The sequence below is a fragment of the Flavobacterium daemonense genome, from assembly GCF_007341385.1.
Lineage (GTDB): Bacteria > Bacteroidota > Bacteroidia > Flavobacteriales > Flavobacteriaceae > Flavobacterium > Flavobacterium daemonense.
In genome coordinates this window covers 25,715-40,710 of the sequence record NZ_VJYD01000005.1, presented here as the reverse complement: position 1 = coordinate 40,710, position 14,996 = coordinate 25,715, and the positions used below count along the sequence as shown (strand labels likewise).

The window sequence follows — 14,996 nt, the reverse complement described above, 5'->3', positions numbered from 1 at the left end:
TTTATTTTAATTGTAAACGTGAATCACAGTACCACTAACTTCAACACGATATTGTTTTAGAGGGTATTGTTTACTACCTAATCCTGTAAAGAGGCTATATTGTATTTTATCGCAAGAGCATACAGCGTTTATACCGTCAATCGTCATTGCAATGCATGAATTGATTTCTTGATTAGGACAAGCAGCGTCGAAAGCATTATAACCGCTTCCAGTGTTAAAAACGATAATTCCTTTTGCTCCATAGTTTGGAACAATAACGCCATTACTTGGAAATTTCAAATTAGAATAAGCAGGCAGATTCATATCTACAGACAAATTAACAGAGTAGTTAGGAATGTAAGGATTTTTGTTGCTGCGTTCGTTGTCGCTACAAGCAGAAAGTGCACAAACTAAGACGATTAAGAGCCAGATTTTCTTCATTATTTTAATAAGGATTAAGTGTACAAAAGTAAAATATTTAGTTTTGAATTTTATATGATTAACATATAATTATGTACTATTAAAAATAATAGTATATTTGTAATACAAAATCCCGTCCCGATGGGATTTTTTGTATTTATATAAACGATGAAGTTATGAGTAAAGTATCTTATTATACAGCAGAAGGATTAAAAAAGTTGAAAGATGAGTTGGAGCATTTAAAGAGTGTAATGCGTCCAAAGGCATCTCAAGATATAGCAGAAGCAAGAGATAAAGGTGATTTGTCTGAGAACGCCGAATATGATGCAGCAAAAGAAGCACAAGGTTTATTAGAAATGAGAATTGCTAAACTGGAAGAAGTGTATTCTAATGCCAGATTAATTGATGAATCACAATTAGATGTTTCGAAAGTTTTGGTTTTATCGAATGTGAAAATCAAAAACCAAAGCAACGGAATGGAAATGAAATATACACTTGTTGCCGAAAGTGAAGCCGATTTGAAAACTGGAAAAATTTCAGTAACGTCTCCTATTGGGAAAGGTTTGCTTGGAAAATCAGTTGGTGAAGTAGCCGAAATTACGGTTCCAAACGGTGTTTTGAAATTTGAAATTCTAGAAATTTCACGCGACTAAATCATTGCGAGGAACGAAGCAATCTCACTATTAAAAGCTCAATCGGTTAAACGATTAACCAAATAAACGAATAAACAAAAATGGCATCTATATTCACTAAAATAGTAAACGGAGAAATTCCTGCATATAAAATTGCTGAAGACGAAAACTTTTTGGCTTTCTTAGATGTAAATCCAAATGCAAAAGGACATACGCTTTGTATTCCAAAACAAGAAATCGACAAGATTTTTGATATGGATGACGAACTGTATTTAGGGTTGATGAAGTTTTCTAAGAAAATTGCAATTGCTTTAGAAAAAACAGTTCCGTGCAAAAGAGTAGGTGTTGCCGTTGTAGGTTTAGAAGTTCCTCACGCACACGTACATTTGATTCCGTTGAATCATATGGATGAAATGCGTTTCATAGATAAAGTTTCGCTTTCAAAAGAAGAGTTTGAAGCCTTAACAAAAGATATTAAGTCGAATTTGTAAAGTGTTAGAAAATTAAAGTAAAATATTGTCAGGCTGAGCGAAGTCGAAGCCCCACAAAGTTTGGTTTTAAATAAGAATAAAAAAATGCAGTAATTAACGTTACTGCATTTTTTTATTCAACTGAATCTGAAAAGTAGTTCCTTTTCCAATTTCAGAATTTAAAACTTTGATTTTTCCGCTGTGGTATTCTTCAACAATTCTTTTCGTTAAAGAAAGTCCCAAACCCCATCCTCGTTTTTTGGTCGTGTAACCGGTTTCAAAAATGGTTTTGAATTGTTTCTTTGGAATTCCGGTTCCAGAATCTTTCACTTTAATTTTTACATGGTGTGCATCTTGCTCAATTTGAAGTTCCAGACTTCCTTTTCCTTTCATGGCATCAATCGCGTTTTTTACCAGATTTTCAATTGTCCAACTGTAAAGAATTGGGTTTAATTCTACTATAATAGGGTCTTTTGGAGTATCATAAGTAAAAGCGACCTGTTTTGAAAAACGAGATTGCAAATAGGTAAAAGCATTTAAAGTTTCTGAAATAATATCATGATTTTCTAAAACGGGAACAGAGCCAATTTTTGAAAAACGATCTGTAATAGTTTGTAAACGAGTAATATCTTTTTCAATTTCAGAAGTAATCGATCGATCGATATCTTCGGTTTTTAAAATCTCAATCCAACCAATCAACGACGACAAAGGCGTGCCAATTTGATGTGCGGTTTCTTTTGCCATACCCGCCCACAATTTATTTTGCGTGGCCATTTTGGTGCTTTTATAGAAATTATAAATTAAAGCGACACACAAAAAGACGATAAGCAAAAGCGCAATTGGATAATATTTCAATTTGTTAAGCAAAGCCGAATTTCCATAATAAAGTATTTGATATTTTCCGGGAGCATATTCAAAAGTTATGGGTTCGTTTTCGTTTCTTAAATTGTTTAAAAATGCTTTTAGTTTTTTTCTGTCGTTCAAGATTTCGTCAGGAACATTTTTTGAACTTACCACATTATCATAAAGCATTAATACAACCGGAATTGAAGTGTTATTGCTGAAAATTTGAAGAGGCAGTTCGACATCGGTATTTTCGTTTGCGTTTACAATTGTAATCTGTGCATCGGCAAAAAGCTTCATTTTCAGACGCTCTTCATTTTTGAAAATTTGGAAAAAAGTATAGGTATTCCAGAGAATCAATGTGATGATTAGAAAGGAAATAAGAATAATAACCCAGCGAGTTGTATTTCTGCGTTCAGAAAAGTGCATAAATTAATTTTTGAGGTATAAATATAACGAAATAAACGCATTTTATATTTTGCATTTCTTCAAAGATTTTTTGTTTTTATGTCTGAAAGAATTTCTTTGGATTAAACCATTTCTATACTTTTGCAGTTACCAAAATGAGGTTTGGTTAAAAAGAAAAATTATGATTAGCATCGATCCAAAAGAGATACCAACGGCAAAATTGCACGGTTATCTGCAAAGTTCAGTAGGACCGCGTCCAATTGCATTTGCGAGTACAATCAGCGAAAAAGGAATTCCGAATTTGTCGCCTTTCAGTTTCTTTAATGTGTTTAGTGCCAATCCGCCAATTTTGATTTTTTCACCCGCTAGAAGAGTCCGCGACAATACCGTAAAACACACTTTGATTAATGCCGAAGCAACGCGTGAAGTTGTAATTAATGTGGTTAATTATGATATGGTGCAGCAAACATCTTTAGCAAGTACAGAATATGCCGAGGATGTAAACGAATTTATAAAAGCAGGATTAACGCAGATTCCGTCAGATCTGGTAAAGCCGTATCGTGTAAAAGAATCTCCGGTGCAGTTTGAATGCAAGATAACGCAGATTATTCCGTTAGGAACAGAAGGCGGAGCAGGTAATTTGGTTTTATGTGAAGTAGTAAAAATGCATATCCATGAATCAATTTTAGATGAAAATGGAGCAATCGATCAGCATAAAATTGATTTGGTTTCAAGGTTAGGAAAAGATTGGTATTCAAGATCTAATCAAGGACTTTTTGAAGTACCAAAACCGCTTACAACCCTTGGCGTAGGCGTAGATGCAATTCCGAATTTTATCAAGGAAAGTCCCGTTTTTACTGGAAATGATTTAGGAAAATTAGGAAATATAGAAGCCTTGCCTACAATGGAAGAAGTTAGTATATTTGTGAAAGAAAATTTTTCTGTGAAAGGAGTTTTAAGCTCAGATGACCAAGAAAAAATACATTTAGAAGCCAAAAAATATCTGAATAATGATGATATTGAATCGGCTTGGAAAGTGCTTTTAGCTAAAAAATAAGAATAGAAACAATAATTAATTATAGACGAAGATGGAAGTTATAGGAAAAGTAAAAGTGGTAAATCCTGAGCAGCAAGTTAGTGCTTCATTCAAAAAAAGAGAATTAGTAGTAACTACAGATGAGCAGTATCCACAGCACATTTTAATCGAATTTACACAAGATAAATGCGATTTATTAAGCAGCTATAAACTAGGTGAAGCAGTAAAAGTTTCTATCAATTTAAGAGGAAGAGAATGGGTTAACCCACAAGGTGAAACTAGATATTTTAACAGTATTCAAGGTTGGAGAATCGAAAGATTAGCTCCAGAAGCGCCAGCACAAGGAGCTCCAATGCCAGCAGCTGAAACATTTGCACCTGCAGCTAGCATTAACGAAGACGAACCAGACGATTTACCGTTCTAAGAAATTAGAAATTCTGATATAAAAATTCCAAATTCCAATTCATTAACTTGAATTTGGAGTTTGGAATTTTGTTTTTGAGTTTGTTTCGTCACTTGTATAGATGAGGTTTTACACATTGTTTGTCATTTCGACTGAAAGGAGAAATCACACAAGGGATTCGACAAAGATTGACGATGTTCTGTGCGGAGTTTCTAGTGTGATTTCTCCTTCGTCGAAATGACAAGATTGTGGAATTTGGAATTTAAAATTTGATTTTTAAAAAATGTATTACTTATTAAAAGATTTATTTTTCCCGCCCGTTTCAGAAGCCGATGAAGAAGGAATTCTAGCCGTTGGCGGTGACTTAAATCCAAACCGATTGAAATTAGCTTATAATAGTGGCATCTTTCCATGGTTTAATGAAGGAGAACCAATTCTTTGGTGGGCGCCAGATCCTCGAATGGTTTTGTTTTTTGATGAATTGGTAATATCTAAAAGCATGCGAAATATTCTGAATCGGAAAATGTTTAAGGTGACTTACAATAAAAATTTCAAAGAAGTTATTTCGAATTGTCAGCAGATAAAACGCGATGGACAAAGCGGAACTTGGATTTCCAACGAAATGATCGATGCCTATTGCAAACTAAATGAAGAAGGAATTGCAAAATCGGTTGAGGTTTGGCAGGACGAAAAGTTGGTTGGTGGCCTCTACGGAATTGATCTGGGAAAAGGAACTGTTTTTTGCGGTGAAAGTATGTTTTCTAAAGTTTCAAATGCTTCAAAGGTCGCTTTTATTGCTTTAGCTTTATATTTGCAAAAGGAAAATTACAAATTGCTAGACTGTCAGGTTTATAATCCGCATTTAGAAAGTCTCGGCTGTCGCGAAATTGATCGCGAAGAATTTATGTCCATTTTAAAAAGCAAATAAAAATGAGTACAATTCATGTTGTAAAAGAAATTTATATTTATCCGATAAAAAGCTTAGCAGGAATCAGTTGTGAATCTGCTCTAGCCGAAGAAATGGGTTTTGAAAACGACCGAAGATGGATGTTGATTGATGCCGAAAATCAAATGCTGACGCAAAGAGAACATCGCATAATGAGCCAGTTTTATCCACAAATTTTAGATGGAAAAATAAGTATTACGTTTCAGGATCAAAAGCATGAATTTTTTATAGATGAGCAATTAGGAAATTCGATTGCTGTAAATGTTTGGGATGACAAAAGTGAGGTTGTTGAGGTAAATCATGAAACGTCAAAATGGTTCAGCCAACATTTAGGTTTCGAGTGTAAATTAGTCAAAATATTAAAAAATGGAGCTCGCAAACATGAAAGTTCCAGATTAAAAGAAACTTTCAATGTGAGTTTGGCAGACGGTTATCCTTATTTATTGATTGGATCGAAAAGTCTAGATTTTTTGAATGATAAATTGGACGAAAAAATTACCATAAAAAGATTTCGCCCAAATATTGTAATAAGCACTGAAAATCCTCACGAGGAAGATGATTTTAAGACTTTTGCAATAGGAGAAGTTCAGTTTAAAAACATAAAACCTTGCGGACGATGTGTTATGGTCAACAATGATCCAGAAAACGGGCGCCTTAAAAAAGAGCCTTTGAAAACTTTAAGCAAGTATAGAAATGTCGATAACTCGGTTTTGTTTGGAACTAATATTGTGAGTTTGAATTCTGGATTAATAACTATTGGTGACGAGATTGTATTTATTAATTAACTCTGACTAAAAGCAGCGAAGCATTATTGAAATCATAGACAGCATTGACTAAATCTCTATATTCACCATATTTTTCTTTTTCTAAATAGGTGAAGTTATAAATTTCTTCAGTTGTTATTTTAACAATATTTCCTTCAATTTTTGCGCTTGATTTAAAAGAACCTATAACTTCATTTTTATAGTTTTTCACTTCTTTATTAAAAACTAAATTATCAACATTTTTTATGCTGTAGCCAGTTGGAATATTTAAGTTGATATAGTTTATGTTTTTCTTAGGATAAGACAATACGATTGGATTTATTCTATTAGTTTCTTGATGTAAGCTGGTTTGTTTTCCTAGAACTTTTCCAACCGCAATTAAGTTGTTCTTTCCTGCATTTTCTATCCATGATTCTTTTACTTTTATATCTGTATTGATTGTAAAAGGTTTTTCAGGATCATAATTGTTTTTATATTCTTTATTTTCAAAAGCATATTTTTGAACCTCGACATCAACTTCATTGAAAGTGTTATTCTTAACAAAATCGTTGATTTTTTCCTGAGGAATATACTTTACCATATATCTGTAATAAGAGGCAAGATATCCCATAAAGGCACTCTTTTTATTTACTAAAATCGTTTCCATATCATCATCGATCGTAATATTGCTTGTTTCTTCAGTTATATTATCATTTATGGAAACATTTTCAATTTTCTTGAATTCATAAGTAACCTGCTGTTTAGGTTCTTGATTAAAATAAACAGCATCATTGTTTACAGAAAGAGCGTTTGGCTGACCATACGGCATCCAAAATTGGAAAGGAGCAAGGTATTTTTTTGTTTCCGGAATGTAAATCAAAATCTCTGACAAAGCAGCAGGAATAGCATTTTCCTTGTCAAATTTATCATCAAATTTATCGGTAGAAGCCGTAAACTGATATTTAATTTTAAGATAATCCAAAACGTCTTTATAGAAGTATAAAACCATGTTTGGTGTCATTTTTTTGGTTTCAATTGCTTTTTTATAGACGTACTGTTTGTCAATTTCGATATTTTCTTTTAAAAATATATCAATGATTTTTATTTTCTCATCCGTTGAAATTGCAGGATCATTTAGCTTATACTCTTCTACAAAACCTTTAATCATTGATTTTGCACTTACGCCATCGGCAAAATTATATAGGGAATTGTAATAGTTTATATAGTCGTATGTTTTAGAGGTATCTAGGAAATAGTAAACCTTGGCAAGATTTGCCTTATTTGTAGCGTTTCTTTCAAATTTATAAGCAGGTAAATTTGATGCGGTATAAATTGTGATTTTGCCTTTGCTCTCATTTTTCATTCCATTATAGCCAGCTGTATAAGTTTGAGCCTGTGCAATTTTGTTGATTTGAAATTTAGCATCCAGAACCGGAATATCTCTTTGGAAATACTCGCAACCGTTAAAGTCTGGAAAATCTTTAATCACATAATAATATTCAATTATATCGCCTTTTTCGACGCCTTCAAAAACAAACTGCTTTTCGCTGTTTCCTTGTTTTTCTATAATTTTTTCTTTTGGTAGTTCTTCAATTTTTCCATCAGGTTTAATAACACGAACTTTTAAATCTCTGTAATCTCTAACATAACGATTATTTATCGCTACTTTATTGTATTCATTAATTCCGGTTTCTGATAAAATTTTTATGGCTTGATGTTTTACAATGAAGGCTTTATATGTGTAGCCGCCAACCTTATTTTCATAAAGTCTATAATCTTTTAAAACAATAGCAGGATAAGTTGCAAATTCAGTTGGAACTTCTTTAAAATTAGGAATATCATCCCATTTGTAATTTTTCACTTCTTCTTCCTGCGAGAATGAAATTTGGGTAAGCAATATGGCGATTAAAAAAAATAGTTTTTTCATTTTTTTACAAGAATAATATTTTGGTTGTACTGTTTCGTAATGTTTTTGATTGCCGTGTTCCATGTTTCGAAATTATTTTTCTCTACAAGCAATGTATTCATAGCCATTTTTTGATTTATAACAATGGTACTGTTGACTTTTTTATAAGTTATACTTGCTGTGAAAAAGTCATTTGTGAAATTAAAATTTTCTGGCAAATAATCTATTGAATATCCTTCTGGAATTGAAAAGTCATATTCAAAAGCATATGATTTATTAAAACTGTTTTCGACTGGGGTTTTTCTTTTTTCAACATTAATTCTTGCGTCAGAATAAGGGAAAAATAAAATTGGTTTAAAAAGTAACTGATTCTCTGTTTTCTTTATCCATTTATCCAATGCAAATTGATACTGAATTTCAAGCGGACTTTGAGATAAATTATCATTTTTAATTTCAAAATTCGTTGTTTTGATATTTTGGATAAAGAATGCAAAATAATTTCTAAGCATTTCGTCCTTATCGGTGGTTTCTTTATAACTGCTCAGGAACTGCGTTTTAAAAAATCCATTTAAATTTAAATTTGTCTGCCCAACTAGTACATCCGAATCGAATTTTATTTTGAATTTGCCCTCTGTTTTATTGTCATCAGAAGCAATAATTGGAACCGTGATGATTCTGTATTTTTCATCGTCTACTCTTACCAAAGCTTCCTTTCCTTGAATAAAAGGAGTTGCATTTGGAAACAAAGAATAACGACCCGTTGCATCCAAAAATATATCTTTGTTATTAATTTTGGCAACCGTAATCATATGGTTGTCAACAATTGGACTTGGGATATTTTCATATGTATAATTATTTTGACGGGTTCCAATCCATGCAATGTTAGATTCGATACCAGCGTAATGCAACATTTCGTTTAATAAATTAGCCATGTCTTTGCAATCGCCATATTTTTTTTGCAATACAGATGCCGCTTCTCTCGGAACATAACCGCCCATTCCGTCTTCAAAAGCAACATAGTTTATTTTGCTTTGAACATAATCAAAAACAGCTTTTGCTTTGTCATAATCGGTTGTTAGTCCTGTAATTAATTCTTCAGTTTTTTCTTTTACTTGCGTTTGGTCTTGCTTATTAATATCTTTAATTGTTTCAGCGTAAAAACGATAAAGATTATCTACGCTTCCCACCACATTTTGAATGCCCGAAGCGTTTTTGTAGTTTTTAATGAAAAAAATTAAATGTGGACTGAAATAGGAGAAACCTGGTGAATTGATTTCTTTTTCTTCCTTTTTTATGTTTAACATTTGCCAAGAATAAACGGTAAAGTCACCTTCGGTTTCTTTTAGAAATTCGATGTTTTCATTGTTGGTGTTTCCTTGAATAATGTATCCAATTTCGACATCTTTTGAAACTTTCAAAACAACTTTGGATGATTTGCATTCAAGGTAATCTTTGAAATAATAACTTTCTAAAAACTGCGGTTTTTTAAATTCTTTCTTATAAAATGAATAGGTTTGAGAACCTTCCTCAAGATCTGAGAAATTATAATATCTGAATTTCATATCGTGAACAAAGACTTCGCCAATTTCGCGATCTCCCGTTCCAATATATGCAACTTTTTGTTTTTTATTATTTGGAGAAATACTATAGGCTTCGATATCAAAAACTCTCTCAAAAGAATCGACATAGTTTATTCTATTTCCTAAAATTGATTTATCATCCTTATCGCCAATCCATTTTTTTTCTGCTGAAGAAAGAATAATTGAAGGAAGATTGTTCTTTACAGTTATTTCGTAAGAATCTCTTTTTTCAGCTATATACGAGTTTAATTTTGTGCTTTGCGCTTTACCTATGTAGAAAACTAGAAAAAAGAATGGAAAGAGAATTTGTAATTTTTTAATCATTTAAGAATATAATTTGAGGGCTCTTTTTCGAAAAATTAATCACAATATTAATAAATTAAATCAAGTAAAAAAGTAATTAGTCGTAAGTTTCCTCAATTTTTCAAAATAATTTTCTTACTTAAAAATTCAGTTTTGTAAAATTCCAATTTAATGTATTAAAAATTATAAGTTCATTTTTTGATGTTGGTAATTCCAGAATTAGTTTCAGCGTTTCGTGCGCCATCATATTTCCTATAATTCCCGGTAACGTTCCCAGGACGCCATTTAAATTGCAATTTGGAACATCTTTTGGATCTGGCATTTCTGGAAATAAATCTCTAAGATTTTTGCTTCCGTTATGATTAAAAATCGCAATTTGTCCTTCAAATCTCAAAATACTGCCGTAAACCAAAGGTTTATTTAACAGAACACAAGTATCGTTAATCAGATAACGGGTTGAAAAATTATCTGAACCATCAACAATAATATCATATTGCGTAATAATTTGCAAAGCATTTTCTGAAGTCAATTTTTCAGTAATCGCTTCAGCTTCAATAAGCGGATTTAATTTTGTAACAACCTCTTTTGCCACAATAGATTTTTGCTGACCAATTTCGTTTTCGGTATATAAAATCTGTCTATGAAGGTTATGAATTTCGATAGTATCAAAATCCATAATTCCGATAAAACCAACGCCGGCAGTGGCAATATATTGTAAAATCGGACAACCTAAACCTCCGGCTCCAATTACTAAAACTCGGGCTTTTTTTAGTTTTTCCTGACCTTCATCGCCAATTTCAGGAAGAATAGTTTGTCTGTTGTAACGAAGGAATTCTTTGATAATGCTCATTTATTAATTGTGAATTGTGAATTGTAAAATGTTAAGTTTTCAAACCTGAAACCTGAAACCTGAAACCTGAAACATTTCAACTATAAACTTTGTCCCAATCTTTCCAAACGGGTTCGTAGCCGGCATTTTTTATAATTTTTGAAATTTCTTCAGCCGAGCGTTCATCACTGATTTCAAATTGTTCCAAAGATTGTGGATCGACTACATAACCACCCGGATTTGTCTTTGAACCTGCGCTCATACTTGTAACGCCAATCGGAATAATATTGTTTCTAAATTTCTCGTTTTCTCTAGTTGAAATCGAAATTTCGAGATCTTCATTCCACAAACGATACGCACAAATCAATTGCGTTAAATCTTTATCATCCATAATAAAATTAGGTTCTATAATTCCTTCAGCGGGACGTAGACGAGGAAATGAAACGGAATATTTTGTCTGCCAATATTTCTTTTGCAGGTAATCTAAGTGCAAGGCATTGAAAAAGCTGTCCGTTCGCCAATCTTCAAGACCTAATAAAACGCCTAAACCAATTTTATGCATTCCTGCAGTTCCTATTCGGTCTGGAGTTTCTAATCTATAATCAAAATTTGATTTCTTGCCTTTCGTGTGATATTTTTTGTAAACTTCCTGATGATACGTTTCCTGATAAACCAAAACGGAATAAACTCCAGCGTCGTGCAATCGCTGATAATCTTCTGTAGAAAGAGGCTGTACTTCAACCGAAATAATCGAAAAATCTTTTCTTATTAAGTTAATTGCATTTAAAAAATAATTGATGTTTACGGTATAATTCGCTTCGCCTGTAACCAATAAAACGTGATCAAAGCCGTTGTTTTTTAAAGCTTCAACTTCGAGTTTTATTTCGACATTAGTCAATGTTTTTCGTTTGATTTTATTGTCTAAACTGAATCCGCAATAGGTACAAATGTTTTGACATTCGTTGCTTAAATATAATGGTGCATACATTTGGATTGTTTTTCCGAAACGTTTCTTGGTGATTTCATGGCATTTTTGGGCCATTTTTTCCAGGTAATTTTGCGCAACAGGTGAAATTAAAATCAGAAAATCATCGAGATTGTATTTGGTTTTTGCCAAAGTTCGCTCGACATCATTTGATGTTGTTTGGTATATTTTGGTTTGAATGTCATCCCAATTATATTGCTCAAAAATTGATTTGAATGTTTTCATAGTTTTTATTTTGTCTCCCGCAGATTTTGCAGATCACGCAGATTAGATTTTATTAACTACGCGATGAATATTTTCAAGAATATTAGAACAGTTGAAATTGACTAATAATCCTAGTTTCTTATTTGTCAATTTTAAATAAGTATTTAATTGTTTAAAGTGAATCGATTTTATCTCTTCTACTGATTTTAATTCTATGATTACTTTATCTTCCACTAAAATATCTAGTCTAAAAGTTATATCTAGATAAACATCATCATATTTGACTGGTAAATCAATTTGCTTGCTGACTGTTAATCCATCTTTTTTTAATTGATAATAAAGAGCACTTTCGTATATAGATTCTAATAATCCAGGACCAAGAGTATTATAAACTTTAAAAATTGCTCCCCTAACTTGATATGAAATTTCATTTTCTGACATAATTTTGATTTTATTTTCAAATCAAAACCAATGAAATTTCTTACTTTTAAAGAATATTCTCTCACAGATTTTACAGATCATACAGATTATTTTTGCGTATTTTAATTCAAATAAATCTGTTCAATCTGCCAAATCTGCGAGAGGAACAAAATTTTAGTCATATAAAAATGAAGTCAAAGGGCTGGAGGCTGTAGCATAATTCTGCTGATGAGCAACCTTAGCTTCAAACGCTTTTCTTCCAGCAATTACAGCTTCTTTAAAAGCTTCAGCCATTAATTTCGGATTTCCGGCTACGGCAATTGCAGTATTTACCAAAACAGCATCGGCACCAATTTCCAATGCTTTTGCAGCATCAGACGGAGCGCCAATTCCAGCATCTACAATTACAGGAACACAGCTTTGTTCAATTATAATTTCTAAAAAATCTATAGTTTTCAAACCTTTATTGCTTCCAATTGGTGATCCTAAAGGCATAACCGCCGAAGTTCCTGCACTTTCTAAATGTTTGCATAAAACCGGATCAGCGTGAATGTACGGAAGCACTATAAAGCCAAGTTTAGCTAATTCTTCTGTAGCCTTTAAAGTTTCAATTGGATCCGGCATCAAGTATTTTGGATCCGGGTGAATTTCCAATTTTACCCAATTTGTTTCTAATGCTTCTCTTGCCAATTGCGCGGCAAAAACGGCTTCTTTAGCATTTCTAGCGCCAGAAGTATTGGGCAATAAATTAATGTTTGGATGTTTTAAATGCGATAAAATAGCATCCGTGTCTGTTTCCAAATCGATGCGTTTTAAGGCAACCGTTACTAATTCACTTTCCGAAGCTAAAATCGCTTCTTCCATTTCCTGATTGGAACCAAATTTTCCTGTTCCTAAAAATAGGCGAGAAGCAAAGGTTTTATCTCCAATATTAAACAATGACTTTTGCATATAATTTTTCGTTGAGCTGTTGAATTAATTTTTCTTTTTCATCACTTTCTGTAATAAGTCCAGAAACGGCTATACCATAAATTCCGGTTTCCATTAACGGATTCATATCTTTCAAAGTAATACCGCCAATTGCAAAAACCGGAATTGTGATGTTGTTTTTTTTCATTTTTTGAAGAATATCAAAATAGCCTGATAAGCCTAAAATCGGACTAAGTTTTTCCTTTGTATTTGTAAATCTAAAAGGGCCTAAGCCAATATAGTCAGTGCCATTTTTTGCATGGTTTTGAATATCCTCAAAAGTATTCGCCGTGCCTCCAATTATTTTACTAGTGCCTAAAATAGCTCGAGCTTCCTCAATTTTCATGTCGGTTAGACCAAGATGAACACCATCTGCAGAAATCAATTCGGCGAGATGCAAGTCATCGTTTACAATAAAGTTGACCAAATATTCTTCGCATAAAACTTTTACGGCTTCGGCCAAAGCAAAAGTGTCTTTTGCTGTCTGATTTTTAAATCGCATTTGTATCCAATCGCATCCAGCATCAAGCGCTTGATGAATATTATACAATTGTTCTTCGATTGTTTTTCCCTGCGAGATGTATTGCAATTTATTGTACATAATGATATCCTATTAATGTTGAAGTTGAACTTAGATATTTTTCTATGTAGGTTTTGGCATTTTTACACGCTTTGTGCAAAGTTTGATTTAGGGCTAGGTTTGCGGCGATTGCTGCTGATAAAACACAACCAGAGCCATGTTTTTCAAAGCATTTTTTTTCTGATGGAAATAAATCAATAATTTCATCTTTTAGAAACAGCCGATCTGTTCCGAGTGCTGCAGAATTATGTCCGCCTTTTAATAAAATGGCAGTTGGAATATTGTGTTCCATCCATAATTTATTTGCAAAAAATTCCGGAAACAAAATTTCAATTTCATTATAGTTTGGTGTCACAAGATCAATTTTTGACAAGATTTTATTGAGATCAGAAAGCGCTTCAATTTTCATGAATTCAAATCGGGTTGTGGATTTTAAAACCGGATCCCAGACAATTTTTGTTGCTGGCGATAAAAGTTTTATAGTCGAAAGAATTCGGTTTAAATAATGTAAGGAAGGCACGATTCCAATTTTTACCACGCTGATTTGATAGCTTAAAAAAAGCGTTTCGATAGATCGAATTACAAAACTCAGATTTATCCATTCAATTTCATAAAACTTGTTTTCAGTCTGAATCGTGTTTGCAGTTGTAATTGCAAATCCGATCACTTGATGCTGTTCAAAGGTTTTGATGTCGGCTAAAATACCAGCGCCACCCGAAGGATCATGACCGGCTATAGAAAGTACGATTGGGCGATCTGTAGACATAATTTAAATTGTTTTACGGGGTTTTCATTGTTCCAAATACTGCCTAAAAGCGCAACATTGTCAAAGCCGTTTTCTAGTGTTTTCTGAATGTTTTGAACATCAATTCCGCCAAGAGCTATCATTTTTGTTTTGTAATTTGTTCTTGATTTTATTTCTTCAAAAAGATCGGTTTTTGGCATATAATTTTCTTTTGAAATACTTTTAAAAACAGGGCTCAGAAAGGCGTAATCAAAATCATTTTTTAGCGAATTAAAATCTTCTACGGAATGTGTTGATGTTGAATAATTATACCTACAAGATTTTGAAAACCTTGCAGGAAAGGCCGAATTATTTTTTCTTTCGTTTTCAGAAAAATGAAATCGGTTAATTCCAAAATTTTCTGCTAAGAAATGATAATGGTGCAAGACGATTTGATCTCTAAATTCGGTTTTGATTTGCTGAATAAAGTCCGTCATTTCCGATTTCGAAAAATCAGGTTTCCGAATATGAAGCAAAGACAATCCTTCTTCAAATAAAGAATGAATAATTTGAATTTCATTTTCAATAAAAAAAGGATTTGTAATCACAATCATAA

The 14,996-nt window shown here is 32.5% G+C and carries 17 protein-coding genes; 6 read left to right on the top strand and 11 right to left on the bottom strand.

Annotated features, from left to right (window positions below; all coding sequences use genetic code 11):
• Positions 1 to 6: 6 nt before the first annotated feature.
• On the bottom strand, positions 7 to 420 hold the full coding sequence (locus FND99_RS08155; RefSeq protein WP_144337479.1) for a Rieske (2Fe-2S) protein: 414 nt from the start codon (positions 418 to 420) through the stop codon (positions 7 to 9).
• A gap of 155 nt (positions 421 to 575) precedes the next feature.
• Here FND99_RS08155 and greA point away from each other — a divergent pair, with 155 nt between their 5' ends.
• Together greA and FND99_RS08145 are read left to right on the top strand one after the other, a co-directional pair.
• Entirely contained in the window at positions 576 to 1,052 is a 477-nt protein-coding gene (gene greA, locus FND99_RS08150) for a transcription elongation factor GreA (RefSeq protein WP_053472608.1), read from the top strand.
• An 80-nt stretch (positions 1,053 to 1,132) separates the two neighbouring features.
• Positions 1,133 to 1,522: an HIT family protein gene (locus FND99_RS08145; protein ID WP_144337478.1), complete on the top strand. Its 390-nt coding sequence runs from the start codon at positions 1,133 to 1,135 to the stop codon at positions 1,520 to 1,522.
• Between the two features lie 99 nt (positions 1,523 to 1,621).
• On the opposite strand, the gene FND99_RS08140 is transcribed toward FND99_RS08145, so the two are convergent.
• Positions 1,622 to 2,773, bottom strand: a complete 1,152-nt coding sequence (locus tag FND99_RS08140; RefSeq protein WP_144337477.1) for a sensor histidine kinase — start codon at positions 2,771 to 2,773, stop codon at positions 1,622 to 1,624.
• Positions 2,774 to 2,933: 160 nt separating this feature from the next.
• On the opposite strand from FND99_RS08140, the gene FND99_RS08135 reads away from it, so the two are divergent.
• The 4 genes from FND99_RS08135 to FND99_RS08120 all read left to right on the top strand — a co-directional run bounded on the left by FND99_RS08135 (position 2,934) and on the right by FND99_RS08120 (position 5,922).
• On the top strand, positions 2,934 to 3,809 hold the full coding sequence (locus FND99_RS08135) for a flavin reductase family protein (protein WP_144337476.1): 876 nt from the start codon (positions 2,934 to 2,936) through the stop codon (positions 3,807 to 3,809).
• A 31-nt stretch (positions 3,810 to 3,840) separates the two neighbouring features.
• On the top strand, positions 3,841 to 4,212 hold the full coding sequence (locus FND99_RS08130; RefSeq protein WP_144337475.1) for a DUF3127 domain-containing protein: 372 nt from the start codon (positions 3,841 to 3,843) through the stop codon (positions 4,210 to 4,212).
• Between the two features lie 262 nt (positions 4,213 to 4,474).
• Positions 4,475 to 5,119 carry a leucyl/phenylalanyl-tRNA--protein transferase gene (gene aat, locus FND99_RS08125; RefSeq protein WP_144337474.1) on the top strand — a complete coding sequence of 215 codons (645 nt, stop codon included), beginning with the start codon at positions 4,475 to 4,477 and terminating at the stop codon, positions 5,117 to 5,119.
• Positions 5,120 to 5,121: 2 nt separating this feature from the next.
• The gene (locus FND99_RS08120) at positions 5,122 to 5,922 is read left to right on the top strand and encodes an MOSC domain-containing protein (protein WP_144337473.1); all 801 of its coding nucleotides are present in this window, start codon (positions 5,122 to 5,124) and stop codon (positions 5,920 to 5,922) included.
• Here FND99_RS08120 and FND99_RS08115 read toward each other — a convergent pair.
• The 9 genes from FND99_RS08115 to FND99_RS08075 form a co-directional block, all read right to left on the bottom strand.
• Complete coding sequence (locus tag FND99_RS08115; protein WP_162615544.1) at positions 5,915 to 7,807, bottom strand: DUF3857 domain-containing protein; 1,893 nt, start codon at positions 7,805 to 7,807, stop codon at positions 5,915 to 5,917. The genes FND99_RS08120 and FND99_RS08115 overlap by 8 nt on opposite strands.
• The gene (locus tag FND99_RS08110; protein ID WP_144337471.1) at positions 7,804 to 9,690 is read right to left on the bottom strand and encodes a transglutaminase-like domain-containing protein; all 1,887 of its coding nucleotides are present in this window, start codon (positions 9,688 to 9,690) and stop codon (positions 7,804 to 7,806) included. The genes FND99_RS08115 and FND99_RS08110 overlap by 4 nt, the downstream gene beginning before the upstream one ends.
• A 118-nt stretch (positions 9,691 to 9,808) precedes the next feature.
• Positions 9,809 to 10,519, bottom strand: coding sequence for a HesA/MoeB/ThiF family protein (locus FND99_RS08105; RefSeq protein WP_144337470.1), 711 nt, complete (start codon positions 10,517 to 10,519; stop codon positions 9,809 to 9,811).
• A gap of 76 nt (positions 10,520 to 10,595) precedes the next feature.
• Complete coding sequence (gene thiH / locus FND99_RS08100; protein WP_144337469.1) at positions 10,596 to 11,708, bottom strand: 2-iminoacetate synthase ThiH; 1,113 nt, start codon at positions 11,706 to 11,708, stop codon at positions 10,596 to 10,598.
• 42 nt (positions 11,709 to 11,750) lie between these two features.
• A complete protein-coding gene (locus FND99_RS08095; protein ID WP_144337468.1) occupies positions 11,751 to 12,128 on the bottom strand; it encodes a GxxExxY protein in 378 nt (125 codons plus the stop codon).
• 153 nt (positions 12,129 to 12,281) lie between these two features.
• The gene (locus FND99_RS08090) at positions 12,282 to 13,058 is read right to left on the bottom strand and encodes a thiazole synthase (RefSeq protein WP_144337467.1); all 777 of its coding nucleotides are present in this window, start codon (positions 13,056 to 13,058) and stop codon (positions 12,282 to 12,284) included.
• Positions 13,039 to 13,677, bottom strand: a complete 639-nt coding sequence (locus FND99_RS08085; protein WP_144337466.1) for a thiamine phosphate synthase — start codon at positions 13,675 to 13,677, stop codon at positions 13,039 to 13,041. Before FND99_RS08085 ends, FND99_RS08090 begins: the two co-directional genes overlap by 20 nt.
• The gene (locus FND99_RS08080; RefSeq protein ID WP_144337465.1) at positions 13,667 to 14,422 is read right to left on the bottom strand and encodes a bifunctional hydroxymethylpyrimidine kinase/phosphomethylpyrimidine kinase; all 756 of its coding nucleotides are present in this window, start codon (positions 14,420 to 14,422) and stop codon (positions 13,667 to 13,669) included. Before FND99_RS08080 ends, FND99_RS08085 begins: the two co-directional genes overlap by 11 nt.
• Positions 14,389 to 14,994 (bottom strand): thiamine phosphate synthase, encoded by a 606-nt coding sequence (locus tag FND99_RS08075; RefSeq protein WP_144337464.1) that lies wholly within the window; start codon positions 14,992 to 14,994, stop codon positions 14,389 to 14,391. Before FND99_RS08075 ends, FND99_RS08080 begins: the two co-directional genes overlap by 34 nt.
• Between the last annotated feature and the right edge of the window lie 2 nt (positions 14,995 to 14,996).